At 45.0% G+C, this 18075-nt stretch carries 18 protein-coding genes and 1 riboswitch; of the genes, 12 read left to right on the plus strand and 6 right to left on the minus strand.

All coding sequences use genetic code 11. The annotated features are described in order from the left end of the window. The 4 genes from ACFQ2O_RS11020 to ACFQ2O_RS11035 form a co-directional block, all read left to right on the plus strand. Window positions 1–264 (plus strand): hypothetical protein (locus ACFQ2O_RS11020; protein ID WP_377527290.1); only part of this gene is annotated, 264 nt, incomplete at its 5' end. Further along, the gene (locus ACFQ2O_RS11025) at window positions 252–545 is read left to right on the plus strand and encodes a type II toxin-antitoxin system RelE/ParE family toxin (protein WP_377527293.1); all 294 of its coding nucleotides are present in this window, start codon (window positions 252–254) and stop codon (window positions 543–545) included. The genes ACFQ2O_RS11020 and ACFQ2O_RS11025, both read left to right, overlap by 13 nt. A gap of 121 nt (window positions 546–666) precedes the next feature. Next, window positions 667–1119 (plus strand): STM3941 family protein, encoded by a 453-nt coding sequence (locus ACFQ2O_RS11030; RefSeq protein WP_377527296.1) that lies wholly within the window; start codon window positions 667–669, stop codon window positions 1117–1119. A gap of 379 nt (window positions 1120–1498) precedes the next feature. After that, on the plus strand, window positions 1499–2560 hold the full coding sequence (locus tag ACFQ2O_RS11035) for an oxidoreductase (protein ID WP_377527298.1): 1062 nt from the start codon (window positions 1499–1501) through the stop codon (window positions 2558–2560). A gap of 151 nt (window positions 2561–2711) precedes the next feature. Here ACFQ2O_RS11035 and ACFQ2O_RS11040 read toward each other — a convergent pair whose 3' ends face one another. The 3 genes from ACFQ2O_RS11040 to gldB all read right to left on the minus strand — a co-directional run bounded on the left by ACFQ2O_RS11040 (window position 2712) and on the right by gldB (window position 5640). Further along, window positions 2712–3188: a DUF4890 domain-containing protein gene (locus tag ACFQ2O_RS11040; protein ID WP_377527300.1), complete on the minus strand. Its 477-nt coding sequence runs from the start codon at window positions 3186–3188 to the stop codon at window positions 2712–2714. A gap of 212 nt (window positions 3189–3400) precedes the next feature. Then, entirely contained in the window at window positions 3401–4618 is a 1218-nt protein-coding gene (locus ACFQ2O_RS11045; protein WP_377527304.1) for a glycosyltransferase family 4 protein, read from the minus strand. A gap of 26 nt (window positions 4619–4644) precedes the next feature. Continuing rightward, a complete protein-coding gene (gene gldB, locus ACFQ2O_RS11050) occupies window positions 4645–5640 on the minus strand; it encodes a gliding motility lipoprotein GldB (protein WP_377527307.1) in 996 nt (331 codons plus the stop codon). Window positions 5641–5764: 124 nt separating this feature from the next. On the opposite strand from gldB, the gene ACFQ2O_RS11055 reads away from it, so the two are divergent. Next, the gene (locus ACFQ2O_RS11055) at window positions 5765–6385 is read left to right on the plus strand and encodes a porin family protein (RefSeq protein WP_377527309.1); all 621 of its coding nucleotides are present in this window, start codon (window positions 5765–5767) and stop codon (window positions 6383–6385) included. Window positions 6386–6450: 65 nt separating this feature from the next. On the opposite strand, the gene ACFQ2O_RS11060 is transcribed toward ACFQ2O_RS11055, so the two are convergent. The 3 genes from ACFQ2O_RS11060 to ACFQ2O_RS11070 form a co-directional block, all read right to left on the minus strand. Beyond that, a complete protein-coding gene (locus tag ACFQ2O_RS11060) occupies window positions 6451–8061 on the minus strand; it encodes an Rne/Rng family ribonuclease (protein WP_377527312.1) in 1611 nt (536 codons plus the stop codon). Window positions 8062–8277: 216 nt separating this feature from the next. Next, window positions 8278–9141 carry a tetratricopeptide repeat protein gene (locus tag ACFQ2O_RS11065; protein ID WP_377527315.1) on the minus strand — a complete coding sequence of 288 codons (864 nt, stop codon included), beginning with the start codon at window positions 9139–9141 and terminating at the stop codon, window positions 8278–8280. 62 nt (window positions 9142–9203) lie between these two features. Beyond that, window positions 9204–9509 carry an HU family DNA-binding protein gene (locus tag ACFQ2O_RS11070; RefSeq protein ID WP_025608210.1) on the minus strand — a complete coding sequence of 102 codons (306 nt, stop codon included), beginning with the start codon at window positions 9507–9509 and terminating at the stop codon, window positions 9204–9206. Window positions 9510–9826: 317 nt separating this feature from the next. Between ACFQ2O_RS11070 and mutY the strand changes: the two genes are divergently transcribed. The 7 genes from mutY (at window position 9827) to ACFQ2O_RS11105 (ending at window position 17909) form a co-directional block, all read left to right on the plus strand. Next, the gene (mutY, locus tag ACFQ2O_RS11075; RefSeq protein WP_377527320.1) at window positions 9827–10918 is read left to right on the plus strand and encodes an A/G-specific adenine glycosylase; all 1092 of its coding nucleotides are present in this window, start codon (window positions 9827–9829) and stop codon (window positions 10916–10918) included. Between the two features lie 110 nt (window positions 10919–11028). After that, a complete protein-coding gene (locus tag ACFQ2O_RS11080; RefSeq protein WP_377527322.1) occupies window positions 11029–11514 on the plus strand; it encodes a single-stranded DNA-binding protein in 486 nt (161 codons plus the stop codon). 26 nt (window positions 11515–11540) lie between these two features. Next, window positions 11541–12911, plus strand: coding sequence for a gliding motility-associated protein GldE (gene gldE, locus ACFQ2O_RS11085; RefSeq protein WP_377527324.1), 1371 nt, complete (start codon window positions 11541–11543; stop codon window positions 12909–12911). Further along, on the plus strand, window positions 12871–13491 hold the full coding sequence (gldD, locus tag ACFQ2O_RS11090) for a gliding motility lipoprotein GldD (protein ID WP_377527327.1): 621 nt from the start codon (window positions 12871–12873) through the stop codon (window positions 13489–13491). Before gldE ends, gldD begins: the two co-directional genes overlap by 41 nt. 62 nt (window positions 13492–13553) lie before the next feature. Continuing rightward, entirely contained in the window at window positions 13554–13961 is a 408-nt protein-coding gene (locus tag ACFQ2O_RS11095) for a hypothetical protein (protein WP_377527331.1), read from the plus strand. Window positions 13962–14258: 297 nt separating this feature from the next. Further along, window positions 14259–16358 carry an ATP-dependent DNA helicase RecG gene (gene recG, locus ACFQ2O_RS11100; RefSeq protein ID WP_377527336.1) on the plus strand — a complete coding sequence of 700 codons (2100 nt, stop codon included), beginning with the start codon at window positions 14259–14261 and terminating at the stop codon, window positions 16356–16358. A 731-nt stretch (window positions 16359–17089) separates the two neighbouring features. Then, window positions 17090–17283: riboswitch (cobalamin riboswitch) on the plus strand. A 230-nt stretch (window positions 17284–17513) separates the two neighbouring features. Then, window positions 17514–17909 carry an acyl-CoA thioesterase gene (locus ACFQ2O_RS11105; RefSeq protein WP_377527333.1) on the plus strand — a complete coding sequence of 132 codons (396 nt, stop codon included), beginning with the start codon at window positions 17514–17516 and terminating at the stop codon, window positions 17907–17909. Window positions 17910–18075 lie beyond the last annotated feature (166 nt).

Raw genomic sequence — 18075 nt, forward strand, 5'->3', positions numbered from 1 at the left:
CGTACATTTTCAAAAAGTTTAGATATGGCAGCTATAAAGGAGGATTTGCATAAACTGATTGATACAACTAATGATGAAAAATTATTAGAAGACATCTTTATGATTCTATCTAGTAGAAGAAATTACAAAGAAGGAAGCCTTTGGACCAGCTTAACTGAAGCTCAGAAAAAGGAAGTTTTAGCAAGTGAGAGCGAAATTGGTAACGAATCTGTCTGGCTATCTCAGGAAGAGATGAAAAGAAGAAACTCTAAATGGCTCAGATAGTCTGGAACAAGCGGGCAAGCAACCAATTAGCTGATTTACAAAACTATCTGCAGCAGGAATTTGGAGATAAAGCTACGCAAACATTTACTTACAGAATATTCCAGTTTTTAGAGCTACTTATTAAGTACCCTCAAATAGGTACACTAGAAAGTCCTGAAAAAGATATTAGAGGTTTTTTGCTACACAGACACACCACAATTCTTTATAAGCAGAAAGAAGAAACTATTTACATTCTCGCCTCATTCGATAACAGGCAAAATCCTCAGAAGAAGACAATCTGAAAAATTACAGATGCCAACCCAGTTCAGCCTTTAAATGAAAGAAATTAAACTCTATAAATCGCCTTGGAAAGCACTGAAGCTTTTTGCTTTGACTCTACCGTTAGTTGCAGGAGGCATCTGAATGATAGCCAAAGAGGATTCTAACACAAAGGACATTATATTTGGATGGTTTTCTACTTGCTTCTTTGGGCTAGGGATTCCTGTAGGCATATTTCATCTGTTTCATAGGAGACCTCAAATTATTATTAATGAAGTTGGTATTTTTGACAGGACAACCCATAAAGACTTCATTAATTGGGAAATTATTAGAGATGCTTACCTAATCAACATCCACGGACAGAAGTTTATATCTCTGAAAGTAGACGATAATTTTAAACCATCTAGGAAGAAAGGCAAACTTTACAAAGGGGCAGCCAGATTTAGTGAAGCCTTTGGAGCACAGGAATTGAATATTAGCCTAGGCCAAGTAAGAATTGATGTAACTAAACTTACCGAGTTTATAAATGCAATGTCCAAAGCTGACAAAAATGCAAAAAGAGAATTAATAAAAACGTTGCCCAACGTACTTGTATGATACATGGTGGTATCAGGTAGTCGAAACAGAACTTAATCCTCCTTTTGATTTCATAAATGTCTTTCTTTATTTAATAGAACCAAATTTTGGGCAGCTTGCAGCATTGGGTATAGCTAAAAGGGATATACAAATCTGGCTGGTGTATGAGTATGGCAAGCTATGTGCCATGCAATTCCATCCAAAAAAATGAAAAGGCTGGGAGAAAGTGGTATAGGCCTAAATATTGATTGCTTCGAAGTCAAGGAAGAAGAAAATAACTAAAGCTAAAGGTAGCCCAAAAGCTGTAGTGTATAAAAGCACCATAGCCCCCACATAAGTACACAAGCTCCTAAACTACCTGCATTGCTATACGTTAACCTACTCAACAAACATCCCTACTATGAATAAACCTATTAACGTAGGCCTACTTGGTTTCGGAATGGCCGGAAGCGTTTTTCATGCGCCTTTCATCACCAACGTACCAGGCCTGCACCTTGCTAAGATTAGAGAAACACGCCCTGAGAACATTAAACTTGCCAACACCCGATATCCTGAGGCAAGTATAGTAGGGCACTCTAGTGAGATCCTTCAGGACGAAAGTATAGATGTAGTGGTGGTGGCTACTCCTAACTCAACGCATGCCGCCTTGGCAAAAGAGGCATTAGAGGCAGGAAAGCATGTGGTGGTGGAGAAACCTTTCACTGTTACATCAGCAGAAGCTGAGGAGTTAATCGAACTGGCTAAAAGCAAAAACAAGCTACTAGCCGTATTCCAAAACCGCAGATGGGACAGTGACTTTAAAACTATCCGCAAAATCATCGATGCGAATATGCTAGGCGATGTAGTAGAGTATGAGGCGCATTTCGATAGATTCCGCAACTACCTAAAGCCCGATACGTGGAAAGAAGAGGCTGCTCCCGGTTCAGGTATTGTGTACGATCTCGGCACACACTTAATAGATCAGGCACTTTGCTTGTTTGGAACTCCCACAGAGGTAGCTGCCGAGCTGCGCGTACAGCGGAAGAACAGCCAGGTTACAGATAACTTTCAGCTTACTTTACACTACCCAAACTTAAGAGTTATACTTAAAGCAGGGATGCTGGTACGTGAGCCAGGGCCAAGATACATTATTTCTGGCTACAAAGGCTCGTTTGTGAAGTATGGTTTAGATGTGCAGGAAGATAATCTAAAAGCAGGCATGTCTCCTAAAGGAGCAGAAAATTGGAGAGCAGAACCAGAAGACATCTGGGGCAAACTTAACACAGAACTAAACGGGCTGCACATTGTTGGCAAGATCGAAAGCGAACCTGGAGATTATACTGCCTTTTACCAGAACGTGTACAATGCTTTGCAGGGCAAGGAGCAGTTAGAGATAAGTCCAGAGCAAGCCCGCAACACCATTAGAGTGGTTGAACTAGCTATGCAGAGCCATGAAGAGAAGCGCACGTTAGCTTTCAAGTAACAGTCATACTTACGTTATATTTGCTTTCTTAAATATTATATTACTGATACAAACGGCTGCTTGTGCACGCATGTACTTTCGCCACAGAACATACTTACAGTAGTACAAAGAGAAGGGCCAGCTAATTTTAGCTGGCCCTTCTCTTTATACTTTATTTGCTTCTTTGCTCCTGATGTCGCTCTCCCCTATTTTTGAAGCCCTCATGATTTCTATCTTTGCGATGTGCACGCATTTCCTGGCGTTTTTCTTCATACTGAGCATATTGCTTCTTAGAAAGAATATCCTTCAGTTCGTTGTTCCACTTCTCTCTGGAAGCCTGCATCTCCTCGCGCTGATTTTTATCGCGCCTGTCACCATGCTTATAGTTGGCATGTTTGGCTTCCATTTCTCTTGCCTGCTTCAGGTTTAGCGCCTCCAGCTTTTTTGTCTGAGACTTATTTAGCCCAAGCTCCTTACTCATCTTCTCCGTTCTAAGAGCAGCACGCTCTTCGGGGCTTTTACGCTGTTTTCTATCTTTTCCGTCACGTATTTCAGTGCGGTGTTTCTTCTCTTTCTGTGGTGCCTGCTGTGCCATAGCGCTTCCAGCAACCAACACTCCTAACGATAGCATCAAAACAATCTTCTTCATCTTCTTTGCTTTAATAAGGTGGGTGAAATAAACCAGTACAAAGCCGGGCCCGGCTGCCTTATGTATGTTACTGTATTACCAAACCCTGTGCCAAGAATGATGAAGAAGTGTACGTTGAGAAAAACAGATCTGAATCACCCTTTCCACAATACATGGAAGAGCCTTGCCATTAAGCAATAGAAGTAGTTATTTCTCGAACTGTAGTATAGATTTTATTTAATGGCTTGCTGCAAAATTTCCTCCACCTGTAGCACCAGACGTTGCCGATCAAACAGCTCTTTTGCAATAGCAGCTCCCCGTTTGCCCGCCGCTTTTAGCTCCTGCTCCTGAGCAAGTATAGTTTTTATAGTATCGGCCATTGCGGCAGGCTGCTCAGCAGGTACGTACCAGCCGCAGCTATGCTTTTCTACAAAAGCTTTGGTCCAGCCGGGGTTGGTTACAATAACCGGCGTGCCGCAGGCCAGGCTATCATAAAGCTTAGCAGGCGAGTTAGTTGCCAGCACCGGTAAATCATTGAACGTTACCAAAGAGACATCAGCCAGTTTAAAAAGCTTAAATACCTCTGTACGGGGCTGTGGCGGCAACAAAAGCAGGTTTGGTACTCGCTGCGCCAACTCCTCCAGCTCCTGCTCAAAGTAGCCGTTGCCAGTAAGTATAAACATGATGCCTGTGTCTGACACCATGTGTTCGATGGTTTGCATCAGCGCCTGCATGCTGTTCGCACGGCCATAAGTGCCGGCGTATAAGGCTACCCGTTTATGCTGTAGCTTATACTTTCTTCGCAGCTCCTCCACAGCTTCTTCCGTAACGGCATCAGCCAAATGCAGGTCTGTACCGTTAAGGTTAGTCGTGATTTTCTCAGGTGATATTCCTAACCCTATAATATGATCTGTCATATCGGGTGAGAGTGTGATGATGTGGCTGGCGCTTTCGTATAGGCCTTTCTCCATACGGTAAAGGCGCTGCTGCAGCCAAGTGTTTTGCACGGCCCCCATCTGTATCGGAAAGCTAGGCCACAGGTCCTGCACCTCAAATACCCAAGGTATGTTTCTTAGCTTGGCTGCCTGTGCTGCCACCCACGGCGTACTTAAGGGCGTGGATACGGCCCATAGCACATCTGGCTTCTGCATTTGCATGGTCTTCTTGAAGGCACAGGCGGCAAAACCAGCAAAGGATTTTAGCCTTTTCCGAACGCCCATTTTGTTGGCATACGGCTCCTCGCACTCATGCAGCTCCACCCCTTGCGGCACCCAGTCATACTTATCTGTGATACGAATGCGCCTCCAGCCGTTGCTAGCTACCAAACTAAGCTGATGCCGCTTTGCCAGTGCCTCCATAAAGGTATAATGGCGACAGGTAGCAGGGCAGTCTGGGTTATGGTGGTGCTGGTTAAGTATGGCAATATGCATCCGTGGCAGTTGTTCGTTCAAGTACAAGTATAAACAGGCAGAAGAAGTTATCGTTTCTTCTCCGGCTTATACTTCGACTCATTAAATATTTTGCGGTAGTCCGTTTCCGCCATCAGTTCAGGTAGTGTTACATCAGGGTTGCGCTCCATATACCTGCGCACTATTTGCCATCCCACCCAGGTGCCAATACGCCCAGGGGCAGTAGCATCTACTTCTGGTGTATTAGGCCGTTCTCCTATATATTTGTTCACTACAAACGGCGCTTTCTCAAACAGCAGCTCCTTCTCCAGAAAATGTGCCCAAATACGCCCTTCGTTATGATTGACATCTGCTATTTGTTGGCCTGTATAAGAAATAATCAATGAGTCTGGGATGCATGGCAGCACAGACTGCACAAAATAGTAAGCTTTGCCCATGCCAATCATTTCAGCAAGTAAGGTACGATCCGCAAAATTGGTTTTATTAAACCGGTTAGAGAGTAGCAACATAGCGGCTGGTACCATTTTCTCTGGTTCATAGCGGCTCAATATATAATCATACGCTTGCGGACGGTACTTTGCCTTTGGGCCAATAAAGTAATCTATTCCAAACACCAGCAGGCTATCAGAAACAAACAAATCGTTGCCCAGGCTGCCCAGTGCGGTTACAAATGTTTTTACCTGCGGTACGTGGTACTCTGGGTAGTGATATTTGATAACTTTAAAAGCACGCTCCAACTGTTGTTGCTGCTCCTTCATATCGGCAAAGGTCTCCATAGACTGCTGCGCCAGCGAATCAAGCGCTGGGTTAGTGCTTAACTCATACAGCGCCTTTACCTGGTCACTGTCTTGTGGAATCTGAAGGTACTTCTCAGCAAACAGCGGGTTCTCTCTTAAAAAAGCAGCCACCTCCGCTTCGGAGCTAGCGCCGTAAAGAGACTTCTCCATGCGCTCAATCTCAACTGTAACGGGTATTTGCGCTATTTCTTCAGGTAATTCGCAGCTATCGCTGCCACATCCAAAGGCAAATAATAATAGCGCAAGTATAAAAAGTCTGTAATACATTGTTTCGTATCTTTGTACAAAAATAAGGTGTTCATTCGTATTAGAGTAACACAAAGTATAAATTATAACGCTCATGAAGAAACTTACACTCTTAATGCTGTTTTTATGCGCTGGGTTCACATCCATGGCACAAATTGAAATCGGATTACAGGTATCTCCTACCATTTCAGGCAATCGTTTTATTGCTGAAGACAGGTACAACTTTGAGAAGGAGAGCAATAGCCTCCGCTTGGGCGTAGGCGTGATTGCAGATTACTTTTTTGCTCAGAACTATGCCTTTAGCTCTGGCTTGATGTATCGTAGCAAAGGCGCTGAAATATCTTATAATTATACCCGTAGCAACGGAGATGGCTCTACAGAAAACATAAGCGGTAAAGATGATCTTACCATACAATACATCGAAATACCACTTACCCTTAAATTATTTACCAATGAGGTGGCGCCAGGTACTGTTGCTTATTTTCAGGTAGGTGGCTCGCTAAACACGAAAGTAGCTGCGCAGGTTAATGATAAGAAAGTTATTGATAGCGAAAAGGTTATCAAGCGTTTCAATATTTTTGAGGCAGATGTACTATTAGGTGGTGGTGCTGAGTTCCAGATGGGCCAGAGCACCAAGCTATTTGCCGGCCTTACCTACCATCGCGGCCTTACCGATATCGATGACTTCTACGAAAAACGATTAGGTGACAAAAATATTTCTATCAAGAACAACAGTGTATCACTTGACTTTGGTGTGAAGTTCTAACAGCAACACCTTACCATAACAAAAAAGCCGCTGCTATACATTAGCAGCGGCTTTTCTTTTGGAAGCTAGTTTAAAACAGGCTCCTCTTCTTTATCTTGAATTCCGTTAACGTCGCTGAAGGCGGTTCTCAGCTCAATTTCCTCTCCCTGGCTGTCCATCACAGTAAAGTCCATGATGCCCAACGAAGTATCTTTAACGAGGCTTATCCACTTGTAGTACTTGAAAAACCACTTTACCTGCTTAGAAATTAAGCCTTTGGTATAGTATGCATGCACAAAAGGGTGCATAAATATTTTCAAGCTCTTGTGGTTATGACTTACCAGCAGGTCGTCTACCGCTGCATCAATTTCGTCTGTCACCAGAATACTGGCGGTAATTTTCCCGGAGCCGCCACAAGTTGGGCAAACTTCGCCGGTAACAATATTTTGCTCTGGCCTAACACGCTGTCTGGTGATCTGCATCAAGCCAAACTTAGAGACTGGAAGAACAGTGGATTTTGAACGATCCCGTTTCAGTTCTTCTTTAACAACCTCATAAATTTTCTGCCGGTTTTCCGGCGACTTCATATCGATGAAGTCTACTACAATAATACCACCTAAATCACGGAGGCGCAATTGACGGGCTACCTCTTTGGCAGCCATCATATTTACATGCAGCGCAGTTGCCTCCTGGTTGGTTTCGCTGTTAGATTTGTTCCCACTGTTTACATCAATTACATGCAGCGCCTCGGTGTGCTCTATCACCAGGTAACCACCCCCTGGTATTGTCACTGTTTTTCCGAAGGCAGCCTTAAGCTGTTTCTCGATGTTAAAGTGTTCAAAGGTCTTTGTTTTGCCAGTATAATGCTTCAGGATATTTACCCTGTCTGGCGCTATACTCTGCACGTAGGCTTTGATGTCGTCGTAGAGTTGCGTATCGTCAACTACTATATTGTCAAAGCTCTCGTTTAACAGATCCCTCAAGATGGATGAAGAACGGTTTAGCTCGCCAATAACTTTATCGTTAGGCTTCGCTATTCTGAGGGTTTTAAAGCCCTCATCCCAATTTGCTAACATGTTGCGCAGGTCTCTGTCGAGTTCTGCCACTTCGCGGCCTTCAGCCACTGTTCGGATAATCACACCGAAATTCTCCGGTTTTATACTTGTGATCAACCGCTTTAAGCGTGTCCGCTCCTCTTTGCTGACGATCTTTTTGGATACGCTTACCGTGTTTGAAAACGGCACGAGCACCAGGTAACGGCCAGCTAAGGATAGTTCACAAGACAAGCGGGGGCCTTTGGTAGATATCGGCTCTTTTACAATCTGCACAAGCAGCTGCTGCCCCTTTTTCAGGACATCAGACACTTTGCCGAGCTTATCTATTTCAGGCTCAAACTTTATCTGGTTTAGCTTGGGTGTTGCGTTCTTCTGTGTTTGCGCCGCCTTTACATACTTATTCAGTGTTTTGATGTTGGCTCCCAAGTCATGGTAATGCAGAAAAGCATCCTTGTGGTAACCAATATCAATAAAGGCAGCGTTAAGTCCAGGCATTACTTTTTTTACAGTCCCCAGAAAAATATCACCTACGGTATAATCCGTGTCTTTCGACTCAAAGTGAAACTCTACTAGTCGTTTGTCCTGTAAAAGCGCAATGCGATCCCCATCTTGAGTAGAATTGATAATCAGTTCGTTACTCAATTTCTCTCAAATGGTTATGTTCGATGTATAAGACCAAAGCCCACTTTAGCTATGCAAAGTGGGCCCTCGTGAATAAAGAAGAAATTACTTCTTCTTATGTCTGTTTTTTCTTAGACGCTTCTTTCTTTTATGAGTAGCGATCTTATGTCTTTTTCTTTTTTTTCCGCAAGGCATAATCTTGTAGTTTTTGTTTTATGGATGATTTTTTAAAATTCTCTAGTTCAGTTTTGCAAGTTCCTCGTCTACCGAAGTGTTCAGTGCAGGATCATTGCTCATGCCCTTTACCTTATTAAACATTGCCTTAGCTTCCTCTTTCTGACCTGTTCCAGCCAACGCTACAGCCAAATAGAAGGTTCCTTCTACGTGGTTAGGGTTAACTGACACTAGCTTCTGGAAACGCTCTACGGCTTTGTCGTACTGAGTTGACTGCATAGACAGTATGCCCAGGTTAAACAACGCTTTCTGGTTGTTTGGGTCAGAAGCAATCACTTCGCGTAGCAATGTAATTCCCTGCATCGGATTTGAGGTCGCGATATAGGTCATGGCTACGTTCGTTTTAGCATCCAGTTCAGAAGGATTATTCTTCAGCACCTGCTCATACATGCCACGGGCTTTCGCACCAAGTTCGTTAGCGCGCTCCTGCGTGGCTGCAAAAGTAAAGGCTTCGTAGTACGCATCACCGGCTCTTTTATAGCTGTTTTCGCCACCACGGGCTTTTGCTGCTATTTCGTAATAATAACCGGCACTGTCATACTTTGTAGCTTTAGAATAAGCTTCGGCAAGCTCAACAGCCAGTCGGTTGCGCGTCTGGTCGTCACTTGCCTTGTTAAACTTGGCACGAGCCGTGGCTAGCTCCATCAGTTGTTCTGGTGTAGCTGTCATGTGGGCTTCTGCCGCTGTACCTTCTTCTGCGCCGTGATTGTGTCCATCATCTTCTGAATGACCTTCAGGCACGGCAGTAGCTTCGGTACTTGCAAGATTGTCTTTGTCTTCGTCGTTTACAACTACTTTAGGCAAAAAGAATAGAACGGCCACTAGTATAATGGCTACAATAACTATTATTATCTGTGATCGTTTCATTCTGTTTGCCTAAATGCTGTTTTGGAGTTAAAACAAAATTAGATTAGCAAAGATACAAAAAATTAAGAATGTGCTACTTCTTGTATCTTTTTGCTGTTCTTAATCTTCTGAATGAAGGTTTTAGACGGCTTAAAGCTAGGGATAAAATGCTCATCGATGATGATAGATGTGTTTTTAGAAATGTTACGAGCTACTTTTTTCGCACGTTTCTTATTCACAAAGCTACCAAAACCTCTCACGTAGATGTTGTTGCCATCAGCCATAGAGTCTTTCACAACTTTAAAGAAAGCCTCGATTGTAGACTGAACATCTGCCTTATCGATCCCTGTCTTATCAGCAATTTCTGATATTACTTCTGCTTTAGTCACTTGCTTAGTTTTTTATGATATAAATAATAAGTTAACTTTCTACTGTTATGGGTATCAGCGTTTTCCCGTTATTACCGTGAATTTCGGGGCACAAAGGTAGTTCTACTTTTCGAATAGCAAAAGCTTTAGCTCTAAATTATTCCATGTAAAACCTGAGCACCTAACTGCTTCTTAATCACAAAGGTGCACTGCCAGCCCTATGCTCACCACCTTACAACGGCTTTCTCGCACTTATATTTTGATGTTAAACCATCTAAATTCGATTAGAACAAAGCCATACCTTTGCGTGTTGCTGAAAACCAGCAGCATACTTACATATGGAGGAAACCACACACTCATACTTTGGCCAAACACTTATTACCTGGTATGGCCGGCATAAACGTGCGCTGCCTTGGCGTGATACGGAAAACCCTTACTTTATCTGGCTTTCAGAGGTAATTTTACAACAAACACGCGTAGCGCAGGGGCTGCCCTATTACCAGCGCTTTGTGGAAACTTACCCAACCGTGCAGGATCTTGCCGCTGCCCCGCAGGACGAGGTGCTGCGGCTCTGGCAAGGCCTAGGTTATTACTCCAGAGCGCGTAACATGCACCACACAGCTCAACTGGTGGTGGCACAGTACGGTGGAATTTTCCCGGACAACTATGCTGAGCTGATAAAATTAAAAGGTGTTGGGAGTTATACAGCTGCCGCTATCGCCTCTTTTGCTTTTAAAGAACAGGTAGCAGTGCTGGATGGCAACGTATTCAGGGTGCTGGCACGTGTGTTTGGCATTACAGATGATATTGCGGCACCAGCCTCCCGCAAGGTTTTCCAGAAGCTGGCTGACACCTTGGTTCCAGCTGATGAGCCCGACACATTTAACCAGGCAATTATGGAGTTTGGTGCCATACAATGCATCCCTGTTATGCCTGATTGCATGTTCTGCCCTTTACAACAGACCTGCTTTGCCTTTAACCACGGCATGGTGCAGGAGCTGCCTGTAAAATCTAAAGCCAAGGCAGCACGGCCACGTTTTTTTCATTATGTGGTGTTTGAGTTGAACAACTCCTTTTACCTTCGTAAGCGTTTAGAGGGTGATATATGGCAGGGCCTGTACGATTTTTATCTTTATGAAAGCGACAACAAAATATTACCGGAAGCACAACTGCTACTAGAGCTGCAGTCAGCTGGGGTTCCAGTGCAGCAAGGGCAGCTACAACCCTATGTCAAAGCTTATAAGCACATCCTGAGCCACCAGAAAATAACGGCGCATTTTTACCGTATAAAGCTACAGGAACCACTAAAAAATGAGGTGCTAAAAGAAACAAGATTAGCCCTTTACAACGTTGAAGAAATAGAAAGCCTGCCTAAGCCAGTTCTTATCAGCAGCTATTTGAAAGATGCTAAGATTTTAGTATCTTTATAATACTGAAACTAATTTTGCTGGCAAAAGCATTATCTGTTTTAGTAAGCCATTTTGCCTCCAGCTTGGTTGCTGGAGTAGCCCAATTAAATTTAGTATTATCGTAAAAAGACATGGCAAGTGTTAACAAAGTAATTTTGATCGGCAACCTGGGCAAAGACCCTGAGGTTCGCCATTTAGAAGGTGGTGTGGCTGTAGCCCGTTTTCCTATCGCAACTTCTGAATCCTTTAAAGACAAGCAGGGTCAGCGCCAGGAGCGCACTGAGTGGCACAATATTGTGCTTTGGAGAGGTTTAGCTGAGGTGGCTGAAAAGTATCTGAAAAAAGGAAATCCTGTGTACATTGAGGGAAGACTGCGCACCAATAACTACCAGGACAAAGATGGCATCCAACGCTACAGCACTGAAATTGTGGCCGACCAGATGACCATGCTGGGCAGCCGCAACGATAACGGTGGCGGTGGCGGCAATTTCCAAGAGCCATCATCTGCTGCAAGCGGTGGTAATTATGGCAGTGCTGCCTCATCAACTAACACTGGCAACAGTGGCGGCGGTGCATCAGCCTTCCAGAACGACGAGCCGGACGACCTGCCGTTCTAACCTATGTTTCACTAGATTAAATAATTTTGGAAAGTTTAGATTCCGGAGACCCCCTGAGTTATAGTTTACTTCAACTCTTACAAAGTTCATTAACGCAACTCAGAATAGAATACATTGTCGCCATTATTGGTGGCATCCTCTTATTGCTGCTCTCTGCCCTCACTTCGGGGGCAGAAGCAGCATTTTTCTCTCTTACCGAGCATGAAGTAGAGCAATGTAAAAACAGCACTCAACCTTCTGAGCAGCGCGTTTACAGGCTCCTTCAAAATCCGCGTCAGCTTCTTACCACCATCCTTATATTTAACAATGGCATCAATGTAGCTATCGTTACGGTGTTTGCTTATGTAGCATGGCAGCTCTTCGGTACTATGGTATTGCCGGTCAGCGCAATGGTAGCGTGCATGTTCTTTGCAACCTTCTTCATCGTTTTCTGCGGAGAGGTATTACCCAAAGTATATGTGCAGAAAAGGCGTTTGCGGCTGGTACAGCGCATGGCAGGCGTGCTGGTAAAGCTACAGTGGCTTATCAAGCCAATCTCCTGGTTGCTGATTACCATTAACGAGTACATTGAGCGGAAATATATCGCCAGGGGCTATACACATACCCTGGAAGATCTGCACCATAGCCTTGATATAGCGCTAAGCAACGCAGAAACGTCACCTGAAGAGCGTAAGATTCTGCGTGGTGTCGTAAACTTCGGCACCATTACTGTGAAGCAAATCATGAGCCCGCGCGTGGATATTATCGCCTTTAGCAGAGATAGAACTCTGCCTGAGCTAATGCCTGAAATTGTAAAGTGGGGCTATTCGCGTATACCGGTTTACACTGAAAGCACAGATCAAATAGAAGGTATCCTCTATATTAAAGACCTGCTGCCGCACCTGGGTAAAGGTGCTGATTTTAACTGGCAACAGTTGGTGCGGCCACCTTTCTTTGTGCCTGAAAACAAACGCATCGCGGATCTCTTTCAGGATTTCAAGGATAAGCATGTACATATGGCAGTAGTGGTAAATGAATATGGCAGCACCGTTGGCCTCCTTACTTTAGAGGATATTGTAGAAGAGATTGTCGGAGAAATAAATGATGAGTTTGACGATGACAATGATATTATCTACTCTCAACTCGATGAAAATACCTTTATATTTGATGGCAAGACTTCGTTGCATGACTTTTGCAAGATAGCAGAGGTTCCTTTTGATGCTTTTGATGAGGTAAAGGGCGAGAACGAAACTGTGGCTGGGTTAATGCTGGCGCTGTTTTCCCGCATCCCGCGCACTAGCGAGGATGTAAACTATGGCCGTTTCCATTTTACGGTTGAGTCGGCGGACACGAAGCGCGTAAAACGAGTTAAGATAAATGTTGCAAGCAAAAAAGAACAGTATCATAAAGTTAGCTAGTCTGAAGGCCTTTTTATGGATTGCCCTAGCTGCCGGAGTAGCATCCTGCAGTGCCGAGTATACCCCTAAGCCTAAAGGCTATAACCGCATTGACCTGCCGTCACAAACATACCGCCAGCTACAGGAAGAGCACCCTTATACTTTTGAAATTTCTGAGCATGCTAAGGTAAGGCCAGATTCGTCTGGTATTGCACAGCCACACTGGATCAACATCATCTATCCCAGCCTTGGAGCAAATGTGCAGCTAACGTACAAAGACCTCAGCGATGGCAATGATAAAATGCTGAATAACCTGGTGGAGGATGCCCGCAAACTCACCTCGAAACACCAGATAAAGGCTTACGCTATTGAAGAGACGGAAATCAAGACACCTGCCGGAGATGTAGCCGCTGTTTTTGAGCTGGAAGGAGAAGTGCCGAGCCAGTTCCAGTTCTATGTCACAGACTCTACAGAACATTTCCTGCGCGGTGCTTTATACTTCCGAACAGCTACGCAAAACGATTCTTTAGCTCCGGTAATAGAATTTGTGAAGAAGGATATTGTGCATTTGTTGAATACACTAAAGTGGAAAAATAAATAGACTTTGCAGCTTTTATTAGTTTCAAGGTTATCCTCTGTCATCAAATGTACTTGTGAGTTAAGATGATTCTGAGCTTCTTTCATCTCCCCTTCTACCTGACCTCCAACTATTATCAGGATGATGTAGTTAATCCGCAATATGGTGCGGTTCCAATTTTGGTGATTGTGTTAGGAGCTCAGGAGCTCTTCCTTTACACCATCATACGCATCATTCAGAATCCATACTTTTATGGTATAGGTTTTTCTGACTCACGTTTGCCATTGATATTAGCTATAAACCTTGTTCTAACTTATTTTATCTACATAAAGGATGGTAAACCAATGAAGGTGAACCAGCATTATCAAGATAAGCCTTGGGCCAACACAAGACTAGCAAGAGCTTTTGGCTGGTTGTATGTTGTTATATCTATCCTGTCTCCGTTTCTTCTGACTATTGCCAGGAATGCAGCTATAGGGCGCCATTTGTTTTGACAATTTGTAGAGAGGTTGCAACCTGAATAGTTAGTTTATCCGGAGGAGTGGTAAGACCATCGCGCAAGCGCCCGCTTGTGCGATCAAAGGTAAACGCAATAGTTCATGAGGCATAAACAGGCGCTTCCATCAGGAAGTATAGATCATAGTTTCTAATCCTGTTCATCCAAACATCCTGAAAATCCTGATTCAGACAAAGTCTCAACTATAAAGCCCCGCCAGCACTTACACCTGTCGGGGCTTTTGCGTATTTTTGTAATCTATACTTTTACCCTTAACACGAAAGCAAGCCAAAGCGTGAGCAACTTCTTCAACACCAAAATAGAATTCCTGAAGGGCGTGGGGCCAATGCGGGCAGAGCTGTTGCAGAAAGAACTCAACATCTACACCTACGGCGACCTAATTCAGCACTACCCTTTCCGTTACCTCGACCGCACTCAGTTTTACAAGATCCGGGAGCTGGACGAGAGTATGCCTTACGTGCAGGTGCGCGGCCGCATCAGGGGCAAAGAAGTACTGGGCGAAGGCAGAAAGCAGCGCCTCTCGGCTATTTTGGTGGATGAGAACGGTGACCAACTGGAACTGGTATGGTTTAAGGGTGTGAAGTGGATGGAAAAGTCGCTGAAGAACCACACCGATTATATCGTATTTGGCAAGCCGACGGAGTTTAACGGACGCTTTAACATGGCGCACCCGGAGCTGGAGGAACTGGCCGAAGAGAAGCAGACAACAGCCTTTCTGCAACCAGTGTACCACACCACCGAAAAGCTTAAAGCCCATCGCATCGAGAGCAAGGTGATCAGCAAGATGATGGAGCACCTGCTGAAAGTGGCGTTGCCACAGGTCCAGGAGTCACTGTCGCCGGAGCTGATTGATACATACAAGCTGATGGATAAGCGCAATGCTTACGCCAATATCCACTTCCCCGAAACGGCTGACAAGTATAACAAGGCTAAATTCAGGCTTAAGTTCGAGGAGCTATTTTACATACAGCTACGCCTGTTGCGGCACAAAGTAGTGCGAAAAGCCGACCTGCAAGGCCAGGTTTTTAAGAGTACAGCTACGCTTACTGATTTTTACAAAAACCACATGACCTTTGACCTAACCAATGCGCAGAAGCGGGTGGTAAAGGAAATCTATGGAGATTTAACGGCAGGCAAACAAATGAACCGCCTGCTACAGGGCGATGTGGGTTCGGGCAAAACCATCGTGGCCTTTATTACTATGCTGATCGCGGCAGACAATGGGGCACAGTCGGTGTTGATGGCTCCTACTGAGATTTTGGCTGACCAGCACTACGTAGGCTTGAAAGCCTTTGCGAATAGCTTAGGTATAAACCTGGGCAAGCTAACAGGCTCTACAAAAGCAAAAGACAGAAGAATACTGCACGAACAGCTGCGCTCTGGCGACATGAAAATGATTGTGGGCACGCATGCCTTGTTAGAGGACGTGGTGCAGTTTCAGAACCTGGGTCTTTGCATAGTAGACGAGCAGCACCGCTTTGGCGTGGAGCAGCGTTCCAAGCTATGGCGCAAAAACCCACGCATTATCCCGCACGTGCTCGTGATGACGGCCACTCCTATTCCGCGCACTTTGGCTATGACCTTGTATGGCGACCTGGATGTGTCGGTGATAGATGAGCTACCTGCCGGCCGTAAAGAGATCGTGACTACCCACCGCTTTGATTCGCACCGCCTGCGCGTGTTCCAGTTTGTGCGCGACCAGATTATGCTTGGCCGCCAGGTATACATCGTGTATCCGCTGATTGAAGAGTCGGAGCAGATGGAGAATTACAAAGACTTAATGGATGGCTACGAGAGCGTAAAGCGTGCTTTCCCGGAGTTTAAGGTAAGTATGGTACACGGTAAAATGAAGGCACAGGACAAGGACTACGAGATGCAGCGCTTCGTAAGAAATGAAACGCAGATCATGGTAGCCACTACGGTGATAGAGGTAGGTGTAAACGTGCCGAATGCCTCTGTGATGATCATTGAAAGTGCCGAGCGTTTTGGTTTGTCGCAGTTGCACCAGTTGCGCGGGCGCGTAGGCCGTGGTGCCGAGCAGAGCTACTGTATCCTCATGACGGGCTATAAGCTGAGCAAAGACAGCAAAACCCGCCTTGAAACCATGGTACGCACTAACAACGGTTTCGAAATCGCTGACATCGACTTAAAACTGCGTGGCCCCGGAGACTTGATGGGTACCCAGCAAAGTGGTGTGCTTGACCTGCTCATAGCTGACCTTGCTAAAGATGCACCTATACTTCAGGAAGCCCGCGCTGCCGCCCAACGCATACTGAACCAGGACCCGCAGCTGGAGCAACCGGAGAACATGAACATCCGCCGCCATATTCAGTCATTAAGTGTTAATACGGTGAATTGGAGCAGGATCAGCTAGAGGAGTGATGAGTCTCGAATACTGAGTTCTGAGTGTTATAAGAATATTTTCTAGCGCAAGTCTTCAGACTTGTGTTTTACTGTAGTGTTGAGTTACAGCCTTGGCCATACTTGCAATAGAATTAGTTATACTCTCGCTGGCGCTAGCTTGCAGCTAGTGCCTACTATGGTGAGCTTCCTGCTCTACTGGCTCGCGGAATCATTCCTGTACAGCTTCAACCATACTTTCACTATATCTGCTCTCGCATCTTCAATCAAGCTATCCTTACTAGCCACCGTTTACCCTCTAGCTCCCATATATCTATCGTTTCACCTTTTGCTTTGGAGCGCTCAAGCCCGCGAGGGCCCGTCTTCCCGTATCGCGCTGTGTATCTTTCCTGCCTAACGGCTGCCGCTCGCGCGGCACCGAAAACCTACAAGGCGCTCAACGGAAAGACTGGGTTCAGATCAGAGAGCCAAAGCTGACGTAGATTCTACTAATTCCCCTCCTCGGAGGAGCTAGGGGTGGGTTCATCTGTATAGTTCTTACTACAGTGCTTATACTTTAGAAATAGCAATTACAGGCTCCCCTCCTTAGACAGGAGGGGCTGGAGGTGCTTGGATCACAGCAACTACAAAATAAGAACAGCAAAACGCCTCCCTATCTTTAAAAGCTACCGCGTCAGCTAAACTTCAGCATTACAATTAGGCTGCAACTATAAATAACAATCTCCTTCTCTCCCATAAAACTATTACCTTTACAGTACTTGTGGTACCTCCCCCTTACTTGGTGGAGGTTTAAAAAGGAACCGTGTGTAAATCACGGGCTGACGCGCAACTGTAAGTAACACTAACTTGCTCCCATACATGCCCATTATCCGAAACTGGATGAGAAGGGCGGCAGCAAGGTTACAAGCCAGGAGACTTGCCATACATAACATAAACGCATGCTTTCGCGCTTAAAGCCTGTGGTCTGGGTAGTATAAACCTGCAGTAACCTGGTTACTGTCGTCCCTTCTGTACTCCTGCTCCACTGTCTCTTTGTGCAGGCATGCCATACTTAAACAGCGTGTGTATGCCTCACAGCAATATTAGCTCATATTTTATTTTGCCGCCGCAGCCCTGGCTGTTGGTTCGCCGCACACGCCCCTCTTTCAGCAAATCAAAACTTATACCTATGAACTTACAGGAGCGCGTTGCCCAATCTGAAACCCGCATTTTCAAAGCTGTTTTCCCAAACACAACGAATCACTACGACACTCTTTTTGGCGGCACTGCCATGCAATTAATGGACGAGGTAGCTTTTATTACCGCCACCCGCTTCTGCCGCAAAAGAGTTGTAACTGTATCCTCAGACAGGATAGACTTCACGCAACCTATACCCGCAGGCACTATCGTGGAGTTAATTGGGCAGGTAACAAGCGTGGGCAACACCAGCTTAAAGGTGCAGGTAGAGATTTATGTAGAAGAAATGTACTCCGACGTTCGCATAAAAGCTGTGAGCGGCAGCTTTACCTTTGTAGCCATAGATGAGCACAAGCAGCCGGTTCGTGTACTACCAGAGGAAGCTTAAGTATAGTTAAGGATTATTTATAATTTTCTCTGAAGTTCCACGAGAAACAATAGCCGCAAGTTAATATTGCGGCTATTTGCATTTTAGATAAGGAGAATATTGTATATTCGGTAGCGCAGTTACGGTTACCTGTCAAAAACGAGAGTAAACTGTATGTCGGTTACTT

It is taken from the genome of Pontibacter rugosus, assembly GCF_042678745.1.
In the GTDB taxonomy this organism is placed as follows: Bacteria; Bacteroidota; Bacteroidia; order Cytophagales; family Hymenobacteraceae; genus Pontibacter; species Pontibacter rugosus.